This is a genomic window from Providencia sp. AGC89, assembly GCF_053543535.1.
On sequence record NZ_JBIXLP010000061.1, the window covers coordinates 109,247 to 134,200 of the forward strand.

Sequence of the window (24,954 nt, forward strand, 5' to 3'; positions counted from 1 at the left end):
ACACGCAAACACTTATGAACGCATCCACACAGCATTACACTGATATCTTAATCATTGGGAGTGGTGTCGCAGGACTTTCAGCTGCCTTACGGCTCGCCCCCTTTCATCAAGTGACTATTCTCAGCAAAAGCAACCTCAGTGAAGGGGCTTCCTACTACGCACAAGGTGGTATTGCCGCCGTTTTTGATGATACCGACAGTATTGAATCTCATGTTGAAGATACCCTCATCGCTGGTGCGGGTATTTGCCAAAAAGAAGCGGTTGAATTTATTGCCTCAAACGCTAAGCATTGTGTTCAGTGGCTGATCGACCAAGGTGTTTTATTTGACACCGAAATCACCGAAAGCGGCGAAACACAATATCATTTAACCCGTGAAGGGGGTCATAGCCATCGGCGGATCTTACATCATGCGGATGCCACAGGTAAGGAAGTTGAAACAACTTTAGTCGATCTTGCCATTGCCCACCCTAATATACATATTAAAGAACGCTATAACGCCGTTGACCTTATCCTTTCTAATCCAGCCAACTCTTCTCGTATTTTAGGTGCCTACGTCTGGAACCGCCAAAAAGAACAAGTCGAAACAATCCGAGCAAAAACAGTTGTGTTAGCAACGGGAGGTGCTGCTAAAGTTTATCAATACACGACAAACCCTGATATTTCTTCTGGCGATGGCATCGCAATGGCATGGAGAGCCGGCTGCCGTGTTGCTAACCTTGAATTTAACCAGTTCCACCCAACCTGTTTATTCCACCCGCAAGCACGTAATTTTTTACTAACAGAAGCATTGCGCGGAGAAGGGGCTTATTTAAAACGCCCTGATGGTAGTCGTTTTATGCCAGATTATGACGAGCGATGCGAACTTGCTCCTCGTGATATTGTTGCTCGGGCAATTGACCATGAAATGAAGCGCCTTGGTGCTGATTGCATGTATTTGGATATCAGCCATAAGCCTGATGATTTCATAAAAAACCACTTCCCAACCATTTATGCGAAACTAATGACTCTAGGGTTAGATCTCACAAAAGAGCCAATCCCAATTGTGCCTGCGGCTCATTATACTTGTGGTGGCGTCATTGTGGACAAAATGGGTATGACCGATATCACCAACTTATATGCTATAGGGGAAGTGAGTTACACTGGTTTACACGGTGCAAACCGTATGGCCTCAAATTCACTCTTAGAATGCCTTGTATATGGCTGGTCAGCAGCAGAAAACATCAATAAAACCATAAAACAGATCGATGAGATCCCTTATTTGCCTGAATGGGATGAAAGCCGAGTGCATAATTCGGATGAACAGGTTGTAATCCAACATAACTGGCATGAATTACGCCTATTTATGTGGGATTATATGGGGATCGTTAGAACCACCAAACGCCTTGAGCGCGCCTTACGTCGTATTCATCTATTACAGCAAGAAATCCATGATTACTATGCGAATTTCCGTATTTCAAATAATTTACTGGAATTACGAAACCTCGTTCAAGTTGCTGAATTAATGGTACGTTGCGCGCTAGAGCGCAAAGAAAGCCGTGGGTTACACTATACACTTGATTATCCAGACCCATCACCAAATTCAGGGCCTACCGTTTTAATACCTGAATAGAGGGTCACAAAGCCGACACTGGTGTCGGCTTTTCTTTAGCTAGCTTCACGGTATATAGCTTAGTACTTTAAATAAAATGGCTGAATAAGTTTACGAAATGCTTCGGTATATTCATTATTTTCATTTTTTAGCGCTAAAGATGTTTGTTGTACCGATGCTTCCTGTAATTGAATACCCAGCAGCATACGGTGATAACCAGTTTTAGGTTTATCGCTAATATCGACGCGAAAAGCTGTAAACCAGCCAGATTTCCCTGCCATATCCTGCAATCTCTCCCCAACTTCGTATGGTAAGACTAAACAAAACAGCCCATGGGGAGCAAGACAGGACTTCGCACTTTTTAGCAATACATCATGGGTTAAAGCACATGTATACCTTGCTTGGTCTCGTTTTTTATCACGGCATGCGACCGCAGGTTCAAAATAAGGCGGGTTACTCACAATCAAGTCATACTGAGTCTGCGAATGCTGGCTATAAGTAATAATATCTTGGTTAATTATATGTAAGCGTTCCGCCCAAGGTGATTCATTAAAGTTTTCTTGTGCTTGCGCCGCTGCTTCATGGTCTAATTCGACGGCATCAACACGCAATGTTGGGTTTCTTTGGGCTAACATCAGGGCTATCAAGCCACTACCACTGCCAATATCTAAAGCTGCTCTAACCCCTTTTACGGGTGCCCAAGCCCCCAGCAACACGCCATCAGTCCCCACTTTCATTGCACATCGGTCATGTGCGACAAAAAACTGTTTAAAAGTAAACCCACCTTTGCGGTAATTTTGTTTTAGTTCACACATGCAAACACTCTAATTGGACAATATTTATTCTATCGTACTCATTTTGAGCAAATAAAAATGATAATTTAACCTATTCGCTACAATATTATTCTTATATTATGAGAATAATATTTGAGACGAATTTTTTTTACTGCTAAGTTCAAAAAAAGGAGATGCAATGAATAGTATAAATCGAACCCTAGATATCTTGTCATATATCACAACCAGTGCATCTCCGGTGACGCCTCAGGCTATCTCATCTGCATTAGGCATCCCATTATCGACAGTTTATCGGTTGCTGGCAATTCTCATAAATTGGGAATTTGTCTCTTATGCAAAACAATATGGTACTTATTGTGTCGGTTCGCAGAGTATCAAAAACCAAGAAAAATACTATCACCACAGTTTATTGATGGGAGCTTCTAAACAAGAGCTACAAAAGCTAGCGAAAAAAACGCAAGAAACCGTGGCGATAATTACTTCAAACTTACGGGAAACTATTTGTGTAGACATGATTGAAAGTGAACAGGCCTTACGCTGCTCTTTTATTATTGGTCGTGGTAATACCTTAATAAAAGGAGCAAGTGCAAAAACGTTACTGGCCTTTCGTCATGAACAATACCAAACCCATGTATTTGAAACACACGCGAAACAATTAGCACATGAGCAAAGTAAATTTAAATTACAACAAGACCTACTGCAGATACAAAAACAAGGCTATGGCGTGTCTATCAGTGAAATTGACGAGGGCGTATTGGGGGTTTCTGCCCCTATTTTCAAAGGAAATGATGTTTTAGCTGTAATTTCAGTTATGGCGCCTGAATTCCGTTCCACTCATCGCGTCGATGAATTTATTACGCATACTTGCCAAACAGCCCATAACATTACTAAATTAATTAACCTGGAGTAACTATGACACAAGCTTTCCAATGGCAAGGGCGCACAGATGGTGAAACACAAGAACATTTGCGCATCCATCAGGTCATTAACCAACACGCTCCTGCTAAATTTGCCTTAATTGGTTTTGCGTCCGATGAAGGCGTTAGACGTAATCAAGGCCGTCAGGGGGCCAAAGCGGGTCCAAATGCTATTCGCAGCCAACTTGCAGGGTTGCCAATTCATCAACCACTTGCCATCAAAGATAACGGGACAATTAGCTGTGATGACGGTGATCTCGAAGCCGCACAACGCCGTCTATCTGATGAATTAGTAGCTATATTATCTGCTAACCAAAAACCTATCGTCCTAGGTGGTGGTCACGAAGTGGCATTTGCCAGCTTCCAAGGCCTGTTTGACTATGTTGAACAATATCAAGCGGGTAAAACAATTGGTATTATTAACTTTGATGCGCATTTCGATTTACGCGAAGCCCCTATTGCCACTTCCGGCACGCCATTTTTGCAATCTGCCATGTTATGTCAGCAATACCAACGTCCTTTCAAATACTTATGCTTAGGCATCGCAGATCATGGCAATACAAAAGTCCTATTCGATACCGCTGATACGTTAGGTTGCCAATATATCCGCGATAAAGAATTAGCTTATACCAAGCTACCTCAAGCAATTGAAAAAATTAAAAAATTCATTGACGATGTAGACTATTTATATGTCACCGTCGATTTAGATGTATTTTCTGCTGCCATTGCGCCAGGCGTTAGTGCACCAGCACCGAAAGGTATTTCTACTGAAATTTTTGATGAACTATTTTCCATTATCAAAAGTAGCCAAAAAATTGCCGTTTTTGATATCGCAGAATGTAACCCTGAGTTTGATATTGATAACCATACCGCCAAACTCGCAGCTTATTTGATTTACCAATATTTATTCTAATAAAACAACACAACAATTCGACTGATAAATACACTGTTTCTCACGCTGTTAAGATAACTTACTTTCGAGCACCACAATAAAAATAGCTTTGAAATTGATTATCAAATTAGCTGTAGCGTAATATCTTAATGGTTTTTAACTATTGAATTTCGCGTTACAGCTAGGCGGCAAGTGACGTTATCCCTAGGAGCATACAAAAGTATGTGACTAGGGTAGCGGAGCGCGGCTAACAACTCTGTAGCGTGAAAGACAACAGTTAAAAAGGGAAAAATATGATTCTACACCTAGACACGCTCTCCACCCTATTTCTAACAGTAATCTGCCTATTGATGGGGATCCACTTAAAAAAACGTATTGATTGGCTACAACGTTTTTGTATTCCCTCCCCTGTTATTGGCGGTTTTCTGGTTAGTTTGATTATCTGGGGACTTAAATCATTCAATCTAGCCGAGATTAATTTTGATACCAGCTTACAAACCTTTTTAATGGTTGCCTTCTTTACCACTATTGGGATTGACGGTAGCTTCCGTATTTTGAAAAGTGGCGGTCGGTTACTATTTATCTATCTTTTCATCTGCTGGTTTGTGGTTATCTTCCAAGACACTTTCGGTGCAGGGCTTGCCCATTTATTAGGTGTTGAACCTGTTATCGGCATTATGGCTGGCGGTGTTTCTCTAACAGGAGGGCACGGTGGTGCGGCTGCTTTTGGTGGTATGGCAGAAAGCTTAGGGGTGCAATCAGCGACAGTCGCCGCTATTGCCGCCGCAACTTTCGGTTTAATAACGGGAAGTCTACTCGGTGGGCCAGTCGCTTCATTTTTGATCAAGAAATTTAACGTTCGCATTCAAGCTGATGAAAATGTAGAACGAGTTCAAATACCTGAAACCATCGCAGGGAAAATCGAATCTATCGATGCCCATGCTTTTTTAAAAATGCTCGCGTTAGTACTGGGGATCATGGTAATTGGTCAATTCGCCTCGGCACAATTTACTAAGGCAACAGGATTTTCATTACCGAGTTATGTAGGCGCAATGATCATCGCTATTGTTATCCGCAATATTAACGACCAAATTGAATTATTCCGCATCAACCAAAAATCGGTTGACCTGATATCAGAAGTCTCCCTTGGCTTATTTTTAACAATGGCAATGATGTCATTAAAAATTTGGGAGTTGAAAACAGTTGCACTACCATTATTTACCATCCTATTAGCGCAAGTTATTATATTAACGTTATTAGTTGTCTTTGTTATTTTTAGGCTGCTAGGTAAGAATTACGATGCCGCCGTGATGTGTGCTGGTTTAATGGGCCACGGGCTGGGAGCTACGCCAAATGCAATGGCTAACATGTCTTCCGTTTGTGAGCGTTATAAACATGTTTCCATGAAAGCCTTTATGATTGTCCCATTGAGTGGTGCAGTACTCATTGATTTAGTCGGGATACCTTACCATACTTGGCTTATTAATATATTTAGCTAATCATTTCGAAAGGGAGGTTCTCCTCCCTTTTCAATGGTGTTATCCAGCCTAAACCCTACCTACTTTCATTGATATATCACTCCCTGTCTACTTTAAAAACAGTTACAATTGAGGAAAGCTGATTTTTCAGGTGAACAATTTTGCTAACCTGTTTATAATCAGCGCCCCAAATAGAGGTATATCATGACTGCATCCACTTTTTCTGAACTTGAACTTGACGAAAGCCTAATTAATGCGCTTTCGGATAAAGGCTATCAACGCCCAACGGCTATTCAAGCCGCGGCTATTCCTGCTGCAATGGATGGCCGAGACGTTTTAGGTTCAGCCCCTACTGGAACAGGTAAAACCGCCGCATTTTTAATCCCTGCGATTCAACATTTACTTGATTTTCCAAGAAAAAAATCAGGGCCACCTCGAGTTCTGGTTGTTACACCAACTCGTGAATTAGCCATGCAAGTTGCTGAACAAGCAAAAGAATTATGCGCACATAATCACCTAGATATTGCAACGATTACTGGTGGTGTCGCTTATATGAACCATGCTGAGGTTTTCAGCGAAAATCAAGATATCGTTGTCGCCACAACAGGTCGCTTACTCCAATATATCAAAGAAGAAAACTTTGACTGCCGGGCCGTTGAAATTTTAATCCTTGATGAAGCAGACCGCATGTTAGATATGGGGTTTGCGAATGATATCGAAACCATTGCTGGTGAAACGCGCTGGCGCAAACAAACTATGCTCTTCTCTGCAACTCTGGAAGGCGAAGCAATCCGTGATTTTGCAGAAAGGTTATTAGAAGAACCCATTGAAATTGATGCAGACCCTTCTCGTCGCGAACGCAAAAAAATTCAACAATTTCATTACCGAGCCGACACACTAGAACATAAAACAGCTTTACTATGCCACTTGTTAAAACAAGAAGAGGTAACAAAAGCGATTGTGTTTGTTCGTAAACGCGAACGCTTACGTGAAGTCGTTCAATGGCTGCGTGAAGCAGGTATTGAACCATGTTACCTTGAAGGTGAAATGCCGCAAACTAAACGTAACGAAGCTGTTCGCCGTTTAGTTGATGGCCAAGTTAAAGTATTAGTTGCAACCGATGTAGCTTCCCGTGGTTTAGATATCGATAACGTCAGCCATGTGTTCAACTTTGACTTACCACGTACTGCTGATGTGTATTTACATCGAATTGGTCGTACGGGTCGCGCAGGCCGCAAAGGGGTTGCAATTTCCTTAGTTGAAGCTCACGACTTTCCACTGCTGGGTAAAATAACTCGCTATATTGAAGACCAAATTAAAATTCGTGTTGTTGACTCTTTGCGTCCGACCACGAAAGCCCCTTCAGAGGCAATGCTGAATAAGCCTAAACCGTCGAAGAAAGTCCTTGCAAAACGCAAGGAAAAGAAAAAAGAAGAACAAACTAAAAAGAAAGAAAAAGTACGCCATCGCGATAAGAAAAATATTGGGAAACGCCGTGCTCCAATTGCACCGACAACACCTGAGCAAACTAAGTAAATAAAAACGGGTTTCGACCCGTTTTTTTATTATTTCATCATATTAAACACTTTTTCACGCATAAATTTTCCCTCATGGGTTAACAATTCTGGTTTAATAATATGATTATTGAGAATGTCTTTGCAGTCTAAGCCTTGGTTGTTTTTAACTCGCCAATCAGCTCCACTTGCTAACAATAACTCTGCCACCTCAAGTGCATGGCTATTCACTGCATCATGTAAGGGAGTATTGCCTAAACTATCCCTAATATTTACCGTTACACCATTCTTTAATAAGATTTGAGATTGCATGACTTGGCCGTTTTGTGCAGCTAAATGCAAAATACTTTTTTGTTCTTTTGATTGCATACTTTTAATTAATTGCCCATATTGAGATTCAATTAAAACTTGCATAAATTGCCCATTCATTGCACTAACTGATTGCCGAGCTAAAAAGTCAATATCGCTAGGTTTATGATGTCGAACTAAAATAGCTGAAAACTCATTAATATCCCCTGCTTTAATCGCTTTCTTACAACCTTCTTGCCAATTTAATACTTGTTGTTCTTCAGGGTTAGGGAATACAGTTAATGGTATTTCTTGGATTTTATTATATTCTCCAGTAAGGGCATTCCAATTATTCCACGGTTTATGCATGCACATCATTTTAATAATTTTAACCATTGTATGTGCAATAAAACTTCTTGTTAATAAACGGTGTGGTAGCCAATTTTTCCAAGAACTCTGTTCGCTATAAGGCATTTTAATACAATTTCCCAACGCAGAAGGGATTGGTAAAGAATTTTGTAATGAATCAAGCCAGTCATACTGCACAGTATAAAAACGTATTAGTCCTTCCTGAGCCACTTTTTCAGCCATGTGGTAATCTATGCCGACTTTATTAACAGTGCTCTTAGACAGCCCTGCTGGGCTAAATGCAATACAAGGAGAATTGCTTGCCAATGCTGCAATAGACGATAGCCCTCCACCTAATGAATGCCCTGTACAGATTGTATTTCTATTAACTGCATTTGATAAAACATTCATTAAACTCACGGCTTGAAAATATTGAGATTCATACAAACCAATTCCTTGGCGGATATTTGCATAAAAATCGCTGATATCATTGCTACCACTAAAACAAAGAATATATAAATCATGAAACCGACAAATATTAGCTTGGAACCCTGTCTGCTTATCACTTAATAATTCAGCACTTATTCCCAGTTTATTCAATTCACTATCATCTAATCTTTCAATCTCTTGTATTGTCTGCCAATTTTTATTGTAAGCCCCCTGTGAAAGCAACGCTAATATATAGTCTTTCGGCTGTGCATCCCGACCTAAAAAGTCATTTTTTAATATTTTTGGGGGCCACAAATTTCCCCCGCAAGACTGATTTTCTACATGCTGATGTTGTAAATATATATCTAAACTTTCTTGAGCAAGAGAAAGCTCATCTCTAGAGGATATCGTTTCTGGCGTTAAAAAAGGCATAAATTCCTCCTAACAAATATATTGTGTTGGAAGAATATTGGAATACAAATAGCCAAGGAGAGAAATAATCTACTTTATTAGTCGCAAATAAAAAGCCATTGATAACAATGGCTTTAGAATTTATTACACAGTATTTAACGTAGTTATACTAAATTTTATTATAAGCTTTCAGTAAAAGTACGGGTAATAACATCACGCTGTTGTTCAGGGGTTAATGAGTTAAAACGTACTGCATAACCTGATACACGGATGGTTAATTGTGGGTATTTTTCTGGGTTTTTAACCGCATCTTCTAATGTTTCACGGCTTAAAACATTCACATTTAAGTGCTGGCCACCTTCGACACGAACTGTTGGCTTCATCTCCAAAGGGACTTCACGATACTCAAAAGCACCTAATTCGTCTTTCGCGACGATTTGGCCTTCGTTATAATCCGCCTTTGCACAAACACAACGAGCCTCATTTTTCTCGTTATCAAGTAACCAGAAAGAATTTAATAATGCTGCATTATCTGTTTTAGTAATTTGAATACCAGTAATCATGTCGACCTCCACGTTCGAACTTGATTGCAATCGGTTTTTATTAACCGAAACTGCATTAACCATCAATCTTATAAAAACTAGCAATTGGATATTTGGTCTAACCAATGTATATAGTCATTTTATACCAGTTGAACCCCTGAGTTTCTTTGATATTTATCAATTATTTCGTGCAGTAACTAAACAGATCAGTTCAACTTTATGATTTAAATCAAAATTAATCCGTTTGTTTTTTAATTTTTTTCATAAACTTTAAAAAATATTTTAAATACTATAATCAATATCAGGGCTTTATCTCTTGCCTATGAACCAGTAAGCTTAGGGTATCAACTGGTTCAGTTATAAATTGGACTGTCATAGATTCATTATTATGGAATACTTCATGTCAGAACCTATCACATGGCACGATGTCATTGGCCCAGAAAAATCCAAGCCTTACTTCAAGGAAACACTTGCTTACGTTGCTGATCAACGCAAAAAAGGTAAAGTTATCTATCCACCACAAGATGATGTTTTTAATGCTTTTCGTTATACAGAACTTGCCGACATCAAAGTGGTTATCTTAGGTCAAGACCCCTATCACGGACCTGGTCAAGCCCATGGCCTATCTTTTTCGGTACTCCCAGGGGTAAAACCGCCACCTTCTTTAGTTAATATGTATAAAGAACTGGAGAAAGATATCGCTGGTTTTCAACGGCCTGATCATGGCTATCTACTGAGTTGGGCTAAGCAAGGTGTCTTATTACTCAATACCGTACTGACGGTAGAGCAAGGTAATGCACATTCCCATGCACATCTAGGCTGGGAAACCTTTACAGATAAAGTTATTGAAGCTATTAATGAAAATACTCAGGGGGTCATTTTTCTATTATGGGGCGCCCACGCACAGAAAAAAGGCAAAATAATTAATACTAAGCGCCATCACGTCCTTAAAGCCCCACATCCATCGCCACTTTCAGCGCACCGTGGTTTTTTAGGTTGCGGACATTTTTCCCAAACAAATACCATCTTAGAACGGGAAGGCAAAACACCTATTGACTGGAACCCAGTCATCAACGAATAAAATACGATGTAATGGGCTAGAAAAGCAGAACAAGAAAACAATAAAATCAAACAATTGATTTTCAATAATACTAGTAATTAAATGGGATGCCTGTGCATCCCATTTAATTATCATTATCGTTATTTCGACACGATGACCATTGCTGGTCTTAATAGACGGTTATTTAACGTGTAGCCTTTTTGCATCACATCAATAACATGACCTGCTTGATGATCAGGCGATTCTATCATCGTCATTGCTTGATGAACCTCAGGGTTAAACGGTACATTCGCTTCGCCTACTGGTTCAATGCCAAATTTCGCCACTGCATCTAAGAATGTTTTCAGCGTTAAATCTAACCCTTCTACCATTGCTTTAGATTGTTCATTGTCACGGTCTGCCGCATCAATAGCACGCTCTAAATTATCAATAACTGGTAATAGTTCATTAGAAAATTTTTCAAGAGCAAATTTGTGCGCCTTTTCGATATCTTGTTCCGTCCGACGACGAATGTTTTCGATTTCAGCATGGGCGCGCAACATGGCTTCACGCTCAGTTTTTCTTGATGCTTCAAGCTGTTGCTCAAGCTCAGCAATACGCGCTGCTAACGCTTCTTCGTTTGCTTGCATTTCATCAGCTTGCTGAACTTCAGCTTCTTGCTCTTGTTGAACTTTTTGTGATTCATTTTGCTCAAAAGCTTGCTCATCATGCATGTTTTGGTCTTTACTACTCATGAATATCTCCGCGTATTTAGCATTAATCCCCTATATGAGAGTATTATGGGGATCTAATACAGGGATTCAAGGGAAGTCATACAATGAGAGGCCAAAAAAGTATGCGAAAGGGCAATAATACACCACAATCACAATTTAAAACGATAGGCATTGTCGGGCACCCAAGGCATCCGGAAGCATTGGCAACTCATGAATTAATTTATCATTGGCTAATTTCAAAAAATTACCATGCAATTATTGATAAACAAGTTGCCAAAGATCTGAAGCTGGCTAATGCCAATACAGGGTCATTAACCGATATTGGCCAACAAGCAGACCTCGTCGTCGTCGTTGGGGGTGATGGTAACATGCTGGGTGCTGCGCGCATTTTATCCCGCTATAATAATAAAGTTATCGGCGTAAACCGGGGTAACCTCGGTTTTTTAACTGACCTCGACCCTGATAATGCCTTACAGCAGCTTTCTCGGGTCCTTGAAGGTGAATATCGCGAAGAAAAACGTTTTCTATTAGAAGCTCAGGTTATCAAAAGTAATCAAAAATCACGGAAAAGTACTGCAATCAACGAAATTGTTCTGCACCCAGGTAAAGTCGCTCATATGATCGAATTTGAAGTCTATATTGATGAAAAGTTCGCATTCTCTCAGCGCTCTGATGGCTTAATCATTGCAACTCCAACTGGCTCTACCGCCTATTCACTTTCTGCGGGAGGCCCTATTTTAACGCCTAATTTAGACGCCATTGTCTTAGTCCCTATGTTCCCTCATACCCTGTCATCACGGCCACTCGTTATTAGTAGTGATAGCAGTATCCGTTTAAAGTTTTTACGCACAAATATCGACTATGAAGTCAGTTGTGACAGCCAAATTATGCTGCCAATTCAAGATGGTGAAGAGGTTATAATTAAACGCAGTAATAAAAATCTTAACCTAGTTCACCCCCAAGACTATAACTATTTCAATACGTTAAGTTCAAAATTAGGATGGGCTAAAAAAACTTTTTAATTTTTTTTGCGCTACCTCTTTACTGTATAAAAAAACAGTTTAAACTGTATGAAAACACAGGTGTGTATTTTTACAGGAGAGCGCAGATGCTTACTCAATTAACCATCAATAATTTTGCTATCGTTCGTGAATTAGAAATTGATTTTCGTAATGGCATGACCACCATCACAGGTGAAACAGGTGCGGGTAAATCTATCGCTATTGATGCGCTCGGCCTGTGTTTAGGGGAACGTGGTGAAGCCAATATGGTACGCTCTGGCACTCAACGTGCAGATTTGTGCGCCCGCTTCTCCCTTGCAGATGCAAAAATGGCCGCAAATTGGTTAGCTGAACATCAACTTGATAACCAAAATGAGTGCCTATTACGCCGTACAATATCTTCTGATGGCCGCTCCCGTGGCTTTATTAATGGCGTATCCGTACCTCTTTCGCAGCTTAGGGAACTCGGTGCTTTACTAATCCAAATCCATGGTCAGCACGCTCATCAATTATTACTTGATAATACTCACCAAAAATCACTACTAGATGCCTATGCAAATCAACAAGAACTGCTCTCGCAAATGAAACAAGCTTGGCAGGTTTGGCATAACTCTTGCCAGCAATTGGCCATTTTTCAAAAACAAATGCAAGAATATGAAGCTCGTCAGCAGCTATTAGAATATCATTTGAAAGAATTAAATGAATTTATGCCCATCCAAGGGGAATTTGAAGAAATTGACCAAGAATATAAACAATTAGCAAATTATGGTCAGTTTTTAACGCTTGGGCAAACTGCGGCTCAAATATTATCAGACAATGATGAAGCCAACGTGATGGGCCTGTTGAGCATGGCAAAAAATGAGTTATCTGAATTAGTCACTCTCAATCCTAAGTTTTCAGGGTTACTGGATATGCTCGAAGAGGCTTCAATCCAAGTCAGTGAAGTCAGTGATGAAATAAAACATTATTGCGATCAGTACGAACTTGACCCCAATCGCTTGTTTGAACTTGAACAACGCATTTCTAAACAAATTAGCCTAGCGCGTAAACATCATGTTACTCCTGAAGCACTACCAGAACTATTTCAACAGTTACTAAGTGAGCAAGAACAAATTTCCAATCAAAATGAAGATTGTGAAGCATTAAATGCTCAGGTTATTAATGATCACCAAAAAGCATTAGCTTGCGCTAAGCGCTTACACCACATGCGCCTGCATTATGCCCAAGAGTTAAGTTCATTAATTACCGATAGCATGCACCAACTATCTATGCCCCACGGCCTGTTTACTATTGATGTAAAATTTGTTCCGGAACAGTTGCAAATCGACGGTGCTTGTAAGATTGAATTCAATGTTACGACTAACCCCGGTCAGCCTCATCAAGCTTTAAGTAAAATTGCATCCGGCGGTGAATTATCACGCATAGCATTAGCTATCCAAGTTATTACCGCTAAAAAAATGGACACCCCAGCCTTAATTTTTGATGAAGTCGATGTCGGTATCAGTGGGCCAACAGCAGCGATTGTTGGTAAATTATTACGTGAATTAGGTGAGTCGACGCAGGTTATGTGTGTAACCCATCTACCGCAAGTTGCTGGTTGTGGTCATCATCATTTTTATGTCAGTAAAGAAACCAATGGCGTAGAAACTGAAACACATATGCAATTACTGGACAAAAAATCAAGGTTACAAGAACTTGCCCGACTTCTTGCCGGTTCAGAAGTCACAAAAAATACACTGGCAAATGCAAAAGAATTACTCGCAGCGTAATTTTTGACAACTTTTTTACGCTCATGTGGTCTTAGAGTCGATAAGGAAGGTTTTAAAATGTATCAATGTCGATTATCATTGATGTTCTGACTCCAAAAGGAATGAGATATCCATGCGTTATAAATTGTTAACTGCTGCTGCACTATCACTCGCATTAATGTCTACGGGCTGTTCAATGATGGAACGTCTTGTCTATCACCCTGACATTAACCAAGGTAATTACCTCACAGCGAAAGATGTTGCCAAGATCCAAAAAGGAATGACACAGCAACAGGTCGCTTACACTTTGGGCACACCAATGTTATCCGACCCGTTTGGTACTCAGACTTGGTATTATGTTTTCCGCCAAGAGCTCGGGCATGACCCAGTTCAGCAAGAGACTTTAACTCTAATTTTTGATCGCAATGGTATTTTAACTGATATCAAAAATGAGAAAAACCTTGCAGCCCAAGAGTCAATGGAAGCCGCTGAAACTAAAGCATCCGAGACCAAGTCAGCTGACTAATCATATAGTTAGGGCTTTATGAAACTATCTACCTGTATCATTAACTACATATTTGAACAGGTAGTTATTTTGAATGAACATTGTTATACCACTCTTATTTCCAAAGCAATTTGAAGATATTAAGTCTACATAACAAAAAAACCGAGCTATCGCTCGGTTCATCAAAATCATATTAGCTCTATCAACTATTTTTTGTTTCTTTAGATTTTTCAGCGCGTTTTCGACGTAATTCTTTCGGGTCTGCAATTAAAGGCCGGTAAATTTCAATCCGATCACCATCTTGCACTTTATCAGTCAACTTTGCAGGGCGGCTATAAATACCCACTTTATTTTTCTTTAAATCGATATCATCACGCAACGCAAGAATTCCAGAGGCAATTATTGCATCCTCAATTGTTGTACCATCAGCAACCTTCACTGATAACAAAAATTGTTTTTCCGGCAATGCATAGGTTACTTCGATACTAAGCTCAGACACTGTAAACATCCTTAGCTCTTAAAGTAAAGGCTTGAACCATGTTGTTCGCCAATTCCTTAAAAATTTTACCGAATGCTAACTCTATTAATTTATTAGTAAATTCAAAATCAAGATGAAATTCGATTTTGCATGCATCAGCACTTAAAGGAATAAATTTCCACCCTCCAGATAACTTGCTAAATGGCCCTTCGACCAACTGCATGTGAATACACTTGTTATCCTCAAGTACATTTTTAGTAATAAAGGTTTTGCTGATCCCCGCTTTTGACACTTCAACTGAAGCTGTCATTTCATCAGAACTGTGGCTAATAATTCTGCTACCTACACACCCAGGCAAAAAACTTGGGTATGAAATAACGTCATTGACGAGTTTATACATTTGTTCTGCGCTGAAAGGGACTAACGCAGAGCGACTAATCTGTGGCATATCAATTCCTATCCCCAAAAACTGAGCATATAATACCATCATTGACTGGTTAAACAAAAAACAAAACCCATACAGGGCAAGATTTGCACAATCAGAAAAATATCAGCTTAGAAAGATTTCTTTCAACTCAGCTTACAGTATAATGATTGCACTATGACAAAGAAAAAACCATATAAACCCGGTTCAGCAACAATTGCTATGAACAAGCGTGCTCGCCACGAATATTCTATCGAAGAGGAGTTCGAGGCGGGTTTGTCCCTACAAGGTTGGGAAGTTAAATCACTACGCGCTGGCAAAGCCAATATTGGTGATAGCTACGTGCTTTTACGTGACGGTGAAGCCTACTTATTTGGTGCAAACTTTACACCACTTACTGTTGCATCATCCCATATAGTATGTGATCCAACCCGTAGCCGAAAACTACTTCTAAATCAACGTGAATTAGACACACTTTACGGCAAAGTTAATCGTGAAGGGTATACCGTTATTGCACTTTCCCTCTATTGGAAAAATGCATGGTGTAAAGTCAAAATTGGTGTTGCAAGGGGTAAAAAAGCCCATGATAAACGTTCTGATATCAAAGATCGTGAATGGCAACTCGATAAAGCACGTATAATGAAACATTCTAATCGCTAAGTTCTAGCTTTATAGGATAATTTTCTGTTATACTGTGCTCAACAACTTGGGGCTGATTCTGGATTCGACGGGATTTGCGAAACCCAAGGTGCATGCCGAGGGGCGGTTGGCCTCGTAAAAAGCCGCAAAAAAATAGTCGCAAACGACGAAAACTACGCACTAGCAGCTTAATAACCTGCTTAGAGCCCTCTCTCCCTAGCCTCCGCTCTTAGGACGGGGATCAAGAGAGGTCAAACCCAAAAGAGATCGCGTGAATGCCTTGCCTGGGGTTGCAGCGTTAAACTTAATCAGGATAGTTTGTTAGTGGCGTGTCTGTCCGCAGCTGGCAAATGAATTTAAAGACTAGACTAAGCATGTAGTACCGAGGATGTAGAAATTTCGGACGCGGGTTCAACTCCCGCCAGCTCCACCAAATTATCTTCTAAGGACGTCCAAAGAAGACTGAAAAGCCCGCTAACTCAATGAGTTGCGGGCTTTTTTATGTCCTACACTGTCCTATTTTATCCCACCCAAGCTAATTCCTTTAGGCCCATTGATAGGCCCAACAAAAAGAACTAACATCTTTGTTGGGCCTAAACGCATGGAGATTTTTCATGGCAAGAAAAACAAAGCCATTAACCGATACCGAAATCAAAGCAGCTAAACCACAGGACAAGGACTATCAGCTGTATGATGGTGATGGACTCACACTGCTAATCAAATCTAGCGGAAGCAAATTATGGCAATTCCGTTACTACCGCCCTTATACAAAACAAAGGACCAAACAAAGTTTTGGGGCCTACCCTGCTGTCACACTTTCAGATGCTAGAAAACTTAGAGCAGAGTCTCGCTCATTACTGGCAAAAGATATTGATCCTCAAGAATATCAAAAAGATCAAATAAGAAACTCTCAAGAGGCTAAAACCAATACCTTCCAACTTGTCGCTGAACGTTGGTGGGAAGTGAAAAAGTCCACAGTAACCGAAGACTATGGTAACGACATTTGGCGTTCACTTGAACGAGATGTCTTCCCCGCTATTGGCGATATTAGTGTTACTGATATCAAAGCGCACATATTGGTTCAAGCAATACAACCGGTACAAGCCAGAGGCGCACTAGAAACTGTCCGTCGCCTTTGTCAGCGTATCAACGAAGTGATGATCTATGCTCAAAATACTGGGTTAATTGATGCCGTTCCAAGTATCAACATTGGCAAAGCTTTTGAAAAACCCAAGAAAAAGAATATGCCAAGTATTCCCCCTGATCAGCTACCAAAGCTCATGCAGACAATGCGTACAGCTAGTATTAGCCTATCTACTCGATGCTTGTTTATGTGGCAGCTACTCACCATCTCTCGCCCTGCCGAAGCCGCTGAAGCTCGCTGGGACGAAATCAACTTTGAAACCAAGGAGTGGAAGATCCCCGCTGCTAGAATGAAAATGAACCGTGAGCACACTGTTCCGTTATCTGACGCTGCTTTAGCTATTTTAGAGCTAATGAAACCATTAAGTGGTAATCGTGAGTTTATCTTTCCTAGCCGAATCAAGCCTACCCAACCGATGAATAGCCAAACCGTCAATGCAGCATTAAAACGCGCTGGATTCGGTGGTCTCTTGGTTTCTCATGGTCTACGCTCAATTGCCAGCACCGCACTCAATGAGCAAGGCTTCCCACCTGATGTTATCGAAGCCGCCCTAGCCCACGTCGATAAAAACGAAGTGAGGCGAGCATACAACCGCAGTGATTACATAGAGCAAAGACGCCCTATGATGCAATGGTGGGCTGATTTTATTGAATCGGCAGATAGGGGAAGTATTATTGAAGGTGGAGTAAGAGGAATATCGCTAGTTGGATAACATGTGTACCAGCTCTAATCTGAGCTGGTACTATAATAATAACACGGGACTATATATCAATATCACCGAGATGTCAGCTATGTGCCATTACCGAACACTACTATAGTCCGCACTCTACTAATAAAGGAGCAATTCACCCACTTTTCAGTGTATACATATGAACTGCTTCGTTTTATGAGTATAATCGGTGGTGATACCAAAAATGAGTAGTCCGGTTATGCAGGATATTTGCACTCCAATTGACTTGTAAAAAACTACAGATTTCAGTTTGTTTAGTTCAGGATTGGGATGAGGATAAATAATGAAACATAAACTAGAACAAGCATTCCAGAAAGCTGCACACGCAGCAGACCGTGCAGTCAGCGCTGCGATGTTAAAGTATTCGAACGGGTTAGTCACGGATGAAGACGACATCACTGGGGCGCTAATCGGCCGATTAGATGCAGCTTTTGACGATAAAATTGGTGATATCACTTGGTCTTCATCAATTCTCAGACACCGTAAGGGGATAGCTGCACAAGAGAAGAAGGCTGGTGCAGACATGCTGTTTCACGTCTCAATCAATACACCACAGCTTACCTACTCAAAAGGAGTTCTGATTCAGTCAAAGAGAATTCATAAAGGTATTGCAATGACAGTAGATGGTCACAATGAACTGCTGAGCCAGTGCGACAAAATGCTGAATATCACCCCAGCTTCGTTCATTTTCAACTATACGAAGTCAGAGATGCGCTGCGCTTCCGCAACAAAAATTGCAGGAGCAAGTAGTCGAGTATTATACGATTCGTGTAACCTAACCTCTTATCGGTTCTTCTTGGAACTGTTCCGATGTACTACTGGAGATCCTAAAATTACCTCAGCCAAGTTTGATGATCTTCAGATACCACAAGGCATAGCCATCAAGGGAACGTTAGATTAAGGACAGATCCGCCGCAGACCTTGAAGGGACGTAAACCTCCATCCAAGAACGGGATGCTGAAATAAAGAGGTTAGATTCGTTTCCGTAATTCTGTATTAACACTAAGTCGAAATAAGAACTGCTGAGCATGTTTACTTTTCGTTATACTTTTTCCAGTCATGTAAGCAGCCTGCTAGATTTCGAATTCAGGAAAATTACATGCGAAGAATGGAATCCTCACCAGACCTGTTGATACAACCTATGGAAGGTCTGTTGCTCACTCCCCCATCAACTCATGTCTACTCAAAAAACAGACTTAACATAGGATCATTTCCGTTTTCCAATTGGTCTCCTGGATGCGCGAAATTTGCCTTAATCTTCGCAAGCCTAACGCTATGGCGCCTGATATAATTAGGTTTTACAATTTTAAGACCTTCTGAGGATAACAAATGACAATGAAATCACCGGAAATCCAGCTCAAGGCGCTGAATAATACTTTGCGTCGTTTACGTGGGGCCTGTTCCGCACTTGACAGTGAAGAGCTTGATGAAAAATTACTTGAAGTCATGCGACGACTGCTGCTTGCTGAGGTGCTCGCCGATACCTGGATTGTGGCTATAGGGGGCTCGCAAGGAGCGGGGAAAACGACTCTGATGGCGAGCCTGTATGGCCTGCATCAAGACTGTAGCGGCTGGTTACGTAGCAATGAAGGACGCGGCGAGAAAATGCCAGTCTTAATCCTCGAGAGTTCTAAGACTGAAGTGCCTCAGGGTTATGTCCGCCGCCTAGTCGAAACTGGAAATGATTTGACACTAGAGGATATCAGCGTCGACGTCAACGAGTTTCAGCGAGCGGTCTGCGATCCTGATGCGGGGGATTTACTGCCAGTATTGAAAGTACCGCAGCGTTATTTTACACGCAATAATCAGGCCTGGTTACTGCTGCCTGGCTATGAAAAACAAGAGCGTGAAAATCGTGAATGGCAAGAACTAATGCGTCAGGCAATGATCGCGGCAGGCGGTTGTATCATCGTAACCGACGAAACTCGACTGGCAAACCAGCAGCAGCTCGAAATCGTCAAAGATATGCTGGAAAAAGAGCTTAAGGACTGTAAACCTTATATTGTCATCTCCAAGACAGAAGCGTATCGCCATAATCCACAACGGCAAACTGAATTAAGAAAAAGCGCGGCTGAAACCTTCAATGTCGCTGCCGAATATACGGATAACAATATTATTTTAACCGGCACCGACGATCCGGAATACATAACGGAATGGATGCCGCACCTGTGCCGAGCCATTGATGACCTTAACTTTTCCGGACAAACCAATCGTTATCTCCAGTTAACCCACCTTACTGGGATTATCAGTAAGGATCTGCCCCGCGTCATGAATATGATCCGTACTCAGTCACGTCTATATTACCACAGTGATAAAGGTTGCCAGGATGATGGCAGTCAGGTTCTGGCAGAAGTACTAGAAGTGTTTGACGACGCCGTACAGGAACTAAGAGAAGAGCACACCAAAAAGGTGAAAGCGTGTATCGCTAAAACCTTTGAAGCGGCAAAGGTTAACATGGACCGCAAGCTGGTCAAGGACCATGAGGGATTTGCCAACTGGATATCGAATGTATTTGATACCACCAGTGAGACAAAAGGCAAATTACAGCAACTGGTTCAGGATTCATGGGAGGACGCATCAACTGGTTTCTTCAATGACTATGTGAACAGCTTGCAACAATTGACGGCGGCAAAACTCAAGCCCATGCCAAACGGCAACAATCGCCCAAACTTGCCTGCATCACCAAAGCTAGAGAAGCTGATAACACTTGGCTATATGAATAGCGCCGGGCAGCCCATACAGCACGAACAGCTGGATGCAGAAAAAATAAGTAATATCAAAATGTTGTTAAATCATGGTGCCACATCGAATGGGCAAAATACCACGGTGATGAATAAACAGCTCAGGAAAACCGTGGAATTGATCCCAGTGCTCTCGCTGGAGTACACTCGCCTTGTGTACGCCATGCCTGAAATTTGCAAAGAGCTGCGACCTTACGTCACACTTGAGCAGTACGATGGTGAGACATCCGCAGGTAACGTCGCTGCAGAAGGGGTTCAAACCCTCAACGCAGGAGTTGATCTTGGCAAGACCGCAATAAAATCACTGGCGGCAGTGCTGGCGATTGACATTGTCAGCGACGGTGATTCCGATATCCTTGGCGCGCTCTTTGGCCAGGATCAATCTTCTATTGACCAAACGGGTTCACCCCTTCCCCCCGCACCAGTGATAATGCATCCTGCTGCCGTTGCGGTAACCGCCGTTGTTGCGGCGGCCTACGTGACCGTGTCTGCGGTAACACGAATGCGCACCTTCGAGAAAAAAGCGAGCTCTCAGGCACACACCATGCTTGCCAGCGTTCATGATCACCATATTGAGCATTTACGCAGTCAGTTCGACGATACGATGAATGCGGCGCGTAAGCGGATTAGCGAAACGTTACGTACGCGTTATCACATGGACGAAATACTGATGCGCAAGGATCGGCTCGCCAAAGCCATTGCCGATGTGAATACCCTTATCGATGACCTGCGTACTGAGCTGGGTTCATCGGCTTCGGGTCTACAAGTGTTAATAACCAACCACGGTGAGTGAGATGACGTCCTGGAAGGTTATAAATTATTGGCAGCAGTTAGAGTCGCGGCAGTTAGAGTGGGCTTTTCGCGCCTACGATCGGCTGATTAAAACCTTAAGTCATGACGTTCAGGAAAGAATACAGCTCAGGGAAAGCGATACCGAACCGTACGTGGTTATCTTTGGTAAGACGCAGGTCGGAAAAACCACCTTACTGCTCGATCTGATGGGCATAGATCTGCAGCAAATGGCAACATTATCGCACGTGCTGCGCGGCGGGCGGGAAGCTGGAAAGTCGGCCACCGCCACCGCCATGGAATATCGTCGTTCAGCGGACCAGCGCTGGGGATTGTTTGTGCAATCGAAAACGCACTGGTTTGCCTCTGACGACGATATGACCGATGCCTTAGCGCAGATCAGAAAGCAGATGGAACGGGGAGAACTGGTTGTCGACTCCCCATGCATTGTGCATATTCCTGGGCGTTTTTTCAGGATGAAAACCACGGGTGTGCTCGGCGTGCGTATTCTGGATCTACCTGGTGATAATCCCGCGAATGCGCAAGAGCAAAAGCATGTCAATCAAATGGCGAAGAGTTATCTTCCCTTCGCTGATTTGGTGTTGCTAATTGGTCGTGGCGATGATTTGAGTTTTCTGCAACCGGACGTTATCACACTGCCGGGTATTGAGGACTGGCAGGCGATGCCGTGCCGATTTCGCATCGTGACCACCTATTCTTACTCAGCACAGTCGGTGAAGACGCTGATTCGCAACGATCCAGCTTTCGATATCACCCAGCTACGTCAGCGCCTTATTGAACAGATCGAACGCTTTAACAGCATGAGTGACATGGCGAAAGATCTGAACCTCTACTTTCCACTCGAGTTTGGCAGCAGCTGGCTGAGTATGGCCGAAAACGATAGCGCCCTGTATGCCCGTGTTGCCCCCATGGTCAACCGCTTGCGTAACGAACTGTTGGAACAGATTGCGGCATCGACCAGCCCGCTCGGGCGGTTGCGCAGCACCCTAGATACCCACCTCAGCGTTAAATATATTCAGGAGAAAAAAACGGCAGTTGTCGAAAAAAAACTGTCAGCGCTAAAAAAACAGCTACAAGAAACAGAAAATACACTGATGACCTGGGAAAAGGCGATCTCTCGGTCGCTGGAAAAAATAAACCAAACTAACTGGTTATTAAAAGATAACTCGTTAGCTGTCAGCCGAGGTTTTATCGATAAAGCCGCAAAAGAGGCCGCAGTAATTAAATTGTCGGCAGAGTACAAAAGCGAAAAATGCACGACTTTACGCCGTATGATTGCCGACTATTGCAGTGAAATTAAAAAGATCCAGTTGGCCATAGCAAGTCAGTCAACGTACTGGCGAAAAGTAGCCCGTAAGAATATTGAACCTACCAGGCAGGAGGTACAGGATATTCTTGATGAAAAGTTCAATGCTATTCGCTATACGCTCGATGACTATTGGATCGATGCCTATCTTAGTTCTGCGAATTATTTATCGGACAAAAACAGCGTCATCTATGCTGCTGATAATGCAAAAGCGGAAGTCATTCGGTTGTGGACCTCACAATGGATGGCTGCAGCAGAGAACGTCCGGAATGAATACAAAAGTGAACTATCCAAAGAAAGGATGACTCTTGACGTGTTGCGAGTAGAGCAAAATAAATCCTTACGGCGGCAAACATCGCTTGAACAACAGATCGTCTCGCACAAGGATGATTTAAAAAAAATTGCCGCAGCTTCAAAGGAGGATCTTGCCCGCTGTAAGCAGTTTGTCCACTTTCTTGATAAAGAGTATCTCAACACATTAAGTGCACGCCTGGATTCGGTCTTTCAGGAACAGGATAATTGTGATGCTTTATTACAAGTTTTATCCTGTGTGGCGTTGAAAAATCAGCGGGAAGATTTAATGAATTTAACTGAAAAATATTCTGGGTAAGACATGAACGTAACCAGTGAAATAAAAAATAAAGAAAAAATGCTCGCCGAGCTAATGGTAAAAATACTTAAGGAACCGCTCAATCCCCTTGAGAATTCTTTAAAAAGACTCAATGCAGAGGTTCTGGATACAAAATATAAGGTTGACGAAATCAATGATGCTATTAATGCGGTAGACGCAAACACTGAAGAAATCATTAATCCTCTGAAAAGATCATTACGTGAGCTGCAAGATGACGATATTCCTGGGATGATAAGTAAGCTGCAGGAATTTATTTCGACTCAGGTCAATGAAAAAAAACAAGATATTCGCACCGCTCTTAGTCAACAATCGGCGCACTATGATAGCCAACTGAAAGCCGAGACAGGCGAGATTTTTGCAAAACTGTCTGATGTTCTTGAGCTGCAAAATAAGAGTGTTCAGACAGCAATACAGCAGTGTCAGCAAGCAGGTATCGACAGCGCTGAGGCCCTATTGCAGCAGCTACTGGCGGTTAACCAATCTATAGAGGACACCAGCGCAGACAATGCCAGCGAGCAACGGTCGACGCGAGAGCGTGACCAACGATTGTCTGAACAACTAGAAAGTGTCATGCAAGTCCAGCAGCAAATAAAACAGTTGGTAAGTGAACTTAACCTGCAGCTCAAGGGCGTCAGTCAAAATGTGCAAACGGCGCAGACCACGTTCGCGGAACAGCAAGAAAACGATCGGCGAGAAGTGTTAAGCGGCCTTAAAATGCTATCCACCGACGTCCAGACAGCTCTGGTGCAGCACTTAACGCCACCAACCCAGGCTATTGAGTCTCTGCAAATAAGTCAGCAGGCGCTGACTGAAGCTGTTAGTCAGCAAAAGAGCCATCTGGCGGCGAAAATTGCTGTAAGTCAGCGTAGATTTCGCTACGTTGTCATCATTTTTACCCTGTTTGCTACCTCTACGTTGGCGTATATCGGCTATGACATCTGGAAAATTTTAGCTCCCTGACAGGACGAAAGCGCACGGTGTCTAACTCCACAGAGCCATTATATTTTGAGTTGTGTATAGAGTTAGACAACCTTTTATTCAAGGTGTAGTTATTGCTCTAAAGCAAACGCCTCTAAATCGGCCGGTTGAAGATTACCTTGATAGAATAATGGAAACTTCCGCTCCTCGCTCAGACCAGCCGGTCAGGCTTAGTTATGTTCTACCCAACACCTGTTAGTTCAAGTCTGAGCTAATGCCTCTCAATTAAACCTGACTGGTTCCGAAGTTTCTAAAGTCAGTAATGAACTCCTTGGTATTCATTTTAGCCAGATACGTCATGCGTAATAGGAAATCAAAATAATTAGAATGACGGGCCAGAGCATCTCGTCTATCAAATCGAAATACGGGATTCTCTGGAAAGTTAACTAATGGTGCATAGTCCGGGTACTCTAAGCCAATGGCGCTACACCATGCTCGTTGTATTCTAGTCGCCATATTATTGGCATCATCTTGTAAATAGTTGCCTAAATAGCCGTATATATCTCGATTAAATAACAAAACTAAATGGTAGTGAGGATATTCACTTTCATTACGTTCTCTTACCCAAGCATAATAAGGGAGTGCTGGTGTACCTGAACGCCCCGTACGATGATGTGCGGCTCTCAGTTGGCTTTTTAGTGACTCGATAAAACGGGTAATGGCTCGCTCATCCGTGCGTTGAAAACATATAGGCATATCCGGGGCATCAGGACTACTATCCTGAGCGAATCGTAAATCAACTCGGATTGCAAATACTCGGTTATGGTGTTCTAGTGTATTCTCAACCACTGCCAGTAATCGACGAAGGATATAATACGATATCGAGGAATCATAGCGATCACTC

22 protein-coding genes and 1 other RNA gene are annotated in these 24,954 nt (G+C 42.0%); 16 read left to right on the forward strand and 7 right to left on the reverse strand.

Going from position 1 to position 24,954, the window contains the following annotated elements:
• The first annotated feature begins 14 nt into the window (after positions 1-14).
• Positions 15-1,610 carry an L-aspartate oxidase gene (gene nadB / locus ACIPUA_RS11295; RefSeq protein ID WP_042844726.1) on the forward strand — a complete coding sequence of 532 codons (1,596 nt, stop codon included), beginning with the start codon at positions 15-17 and terminating at the stop codon, positions 1,608-1,610.
• 59 nt (positions 1,611-1,669) lie between these two features.
• Here the strand turns inward: nadB and trmN are convergent, their stop codons facing one another.
• Positions 1,670-2,404 (reverse strand): tRNA(1)(Val) (adenine(37)-N(6))-methyltransferase TrmN, encoded by a 735-nt coding sequence (trmN, locus tag ACIPUA_RS11300; RefSeq protein ID WP_042844728.1) that lies wholly within the window; start codon positions 2,402-2,404, stop codon positions 1,670-1,672.
• 157 nt (positions 2,405-2,561) lie between these two features.
• Here trmN and ACIPUA_RS11305 point away from each other — a divergent pair, with 157 nt between their 5' ends.
• The 4 genes from ACIPUA_RS11305 to srmB all read left to right on the forward strand — a co-directional run bounded on the left by ACIPUA_RS11305 (position 2,562) and on the right by srmB (position 7,206).
• Positions 2,562-3,293: an IclR family transcriptional regulator gene (locus ACIPUA_RS11305; protein ID WP_042844731.1), complete on the forward strand. Its 732-nt coding sequence runs from the start codon at positions 2,562-2,564 to the stop codon at positions 3,291-3,293.
• A gap of 2 nt (positions 3,294-3,295) precedes the next feature.
• Complete coding sequence (gene hutG / locus ACIPUA_RS11310) at positions 3,296-4,213, forward strand: formimidoylglutamase (protein ID WP_449059677.1); 918 nt, start codon at positions 3,296-3,298, stop codon at positions 4,211-4,213.
• Between the two features lie 272 nt (positions 4,214-4,485).
• Positions 4,486-5,691 (forward strand): sodium/glutamate symporter, encoded by a 1,206-nt coding sequence (gene gltS / locus ACIPUA_RS11315; protein WP_129466146.1) that lies wholly within the window; start codon positions 4,486-4,488, stop codon positions 5,689-5,691.
• A gap of 183 nt (positions 5,692-5,874) precedes the next feature.
• On the forward strand, positions 5,875-7,206 hold the full coding sequence (gene srmB / locus ACIPUA_RS11320) for an ATP-dependent RNA helicase SrmB (RefSeq protein WP_042844736.1): 1,332 nt from the start codon (positions 5,875-5,877) through the stop codon (positions 7,204-7,206).
• Between the two features lie 29 nt (positions 7,207-7,235).
• Here the strand turns inward: srmB and ACIPUA_RS11325 are convergent, their stop codons facing one another.
• Positions 7,236-8,681 carry an ankyrin repeat domain-containing protein gene (locus tag ACIPUA_RS11325; protein WP_449059678.1) on the reverse strand — a complete coding sequence of 482 codons (1,446 nt, stop codon included), beginning with the start codon at positions 8,679-8,681 and terminating at the stop codon, positions 7,236-7,238.
• A gap of 158 nt (positions 8,682-8,839) precedes the next feature.
• Positions 8,840-9,223, reverse strand: a complete 384-nt coding sequence (gene grcA, locus ACIPUA_RS11330) for an autonomous glycyl radical cofactor GrcA (RefSeq protein WP_042844740.1) — start codon at positions 9,221-9,223, stop codon at positions 8,840-8,842.
• Between the two features lie 379 nt (positions 9,224-9,602).
• Between grcA and ung the strand changes: the two genes are divergently transcribed.
• A complete protein-coding gene (gene ung, locus ACIPUA_RS11335) occupies positions 9,603-10,283 on the forward strand; it encodes a uracil-DNA glycosylase (RefSeq protein ID WP_048607890.1) in 681 nt (226 codons plus the stop codon).
• 119 nt (positions 10,284-10,402) lie between these two features.
• On the opposite strand, the gene grpE is transcribed toward ung, so the two are convergent.
• Positions 10,403-10,996 (reverse strand): nucleotide exchange factor GrpE, encoded by a 594-nt coding sequence (grpE, locus tag ACIPUA_RS11340; protein WP_042844743.1) that lies wholly within the window; start codon positions 10,994-10,996, stop codon positions 10,403-10,405.
• Between the two features lie 101 nt (positions 10,997-11,097).
• Here grpE and nadK point away from each other — a divergent pair, with 101 nt between their 5' ends.
• From nadK to bamE, 3 genes are all read left to right on the forward strand, one after another.
• Complete coding sequence (gene nadK / locus ACIPUA_RS11345) at positions 11,098-11,997, forward strand: NAD(+) kinase (protein WP_042845373.1); 900 nt, start codon at positions 11,098-11,100, stop codon at positions 11,995-11,997.
• An 86-nt stretch (positions 11,998-12,083) separates the two neighbouring features.
• Complete coding sequence (recN, locus tag ACIPUA_RS11350; protein ID WP_449059679.1) at positions 12,084-13,745, forward strand: DNA repair protein RecN; 1,662 nt, start codon at positions 12,084-12,086, stop codon at positions 13,743-13,745.
• Between the two features lie 112 nt (positions 13,746-13,857).
• Positions 13,858-14,250, forward strand: coding sequence for an outer membrane protein assembly factor BamE (gene bamE, locus ACIPUA_RS11355; RefSeq protein WP_042844747.1), 393 nt, complete (start codon positions 13,858-13,860; stop codon positions 14,248-14,250).
• A gap of 181 nt (positions 14,251-14,431) precedes the next feature.
• On the opposite strand, the gene ACIPUA_RS11360 is transcribed toward bamE, so the two are convergent.
• Together ACIPUA_RS11360 and ACIPUA_RS11365 are read right to left on the reverse strand one after the other, a co-directional pair.
• Positions 14,432-14,737: an RnfH family protein gene (locus tag ACIPUA_RS11360; protein ID WP_208292020.1), complete on the reverse strand. Its 306-nt coding sequence runs from the start codon at positions 14,735-14,737 to the stop codon at positions 14,432-14,434.
• A complete protein-coding gene (locus tag ACIPUA_RS11365) occupies positions 14,721-15,155 on the reverse strand; it encodes a type II toxin-antitoxin system RatA family toxin (RefSeq protein WP_197679461.1) in 435 nt (144 codons plus the stop codon). Before ACIPUA_RS11365 ends, ACIPUA_RS11360 begins: the two co-directional genes overlap by 17 nt.
• Before the next feature lie 153 nt (positions 15,156-15,308).
• On the opposite strand from ACIPUA_RS11365, the gene smpB reads away from it, so the two are divergent.
• The 7 genes from smpB (at position 15,309) to ACIPUA_RS11400 (ending at position 24,092) form a co-directional block, all read left to right on the forward strand.
• Entirely contained in the window at positions 15,309-15,791 is a 483-nt protein-coding gene (smpB, locus tag ACIPUA_RS11370; RefSeq protein ID WP_449059680.1) for an SsrA-binding protein SmpB, read from the forward strand.
• A 48-nt stretch (positions 15,792-15,839) separates the two neighbouring features.
• Positions 15,840-16,203: a transfer-messenger RNA gene (ssrA, locus tag ACIPUA_RS11375) on the forward strand.
• Positions 16,204-16,384: 181 nt separating this feature from the next.
• A complete protein-coding gene (locus ACIPUA_RS11380; RefSeq protein WP_449059681.1) occupies positions 16,385-17,626 on the forward strand; it encodes an integrase in 1,242 nt (413 codons plus the stop codon).
• A gap of 301 nt (positions 17,627-17,927) precedes the next feature.
• Positions 17,928-18,545 (forward strand): hypothetical protein, encoded by a 618-nt coding sequence (locus tag ACIPUA_RS11385; protein ID WP_164528605.1) that lies wholly within the window; start codon positions 17,928-17,930, stop codon positions 18,543-18,545.
• A 428-nt stretch (positions 18,546-18,973) separates the two neighbouring features.
• The gene (locus ACIPUA_RS11390) at positions 18,974-21,178 is read left to right on the forward strand and encodes a hypothetical protein (protein ID WP_449059682.1); all 2,205 of its coding nucleotides are present in this window, start codon (positions 18,974-18,976) and stop codon (positions 21,176-21,178) included.
• Between the two features lies 1 nt (position 21,179).
• A complete protein-coding gene (locus tag ACIPUA_RS11395; RefSeq protein WP_449059683.1) occupies positions 21,180-23,111 on the forward strand; it encodes a hypothetical protein in 1,932 nt (643 codons plus the stop codon).
• A gap of 3 nt (positions 23,112-23,114) precedes the next feature.
• Positions 23,115-24,092 carry a hypothetical protein gene (locus ACIPUA_RS11400; protein ID WP_449059684.1) on the forward strand — a complete coding sequence of 326 codons (978 nt, stop codon included), beginning with the start codon at positions 23,115-23,117 and terminating at the stop codon, positions 24,090-24,092.
• A gap of 243 nt (positions 24,093-24,335) precedes the next feature.
• Here ACIPUA_RS11400 and ACIPUA_RS11405 read toward each other — a convergent pair.
• The coding region (locus ACIPUA_RS11405; RefSeq protein WP_449059685.1) for an inovirus Gp2 family protein at positions 24,336-24,954 on the reverse strand (619 nt) is incomplete at its 5' end.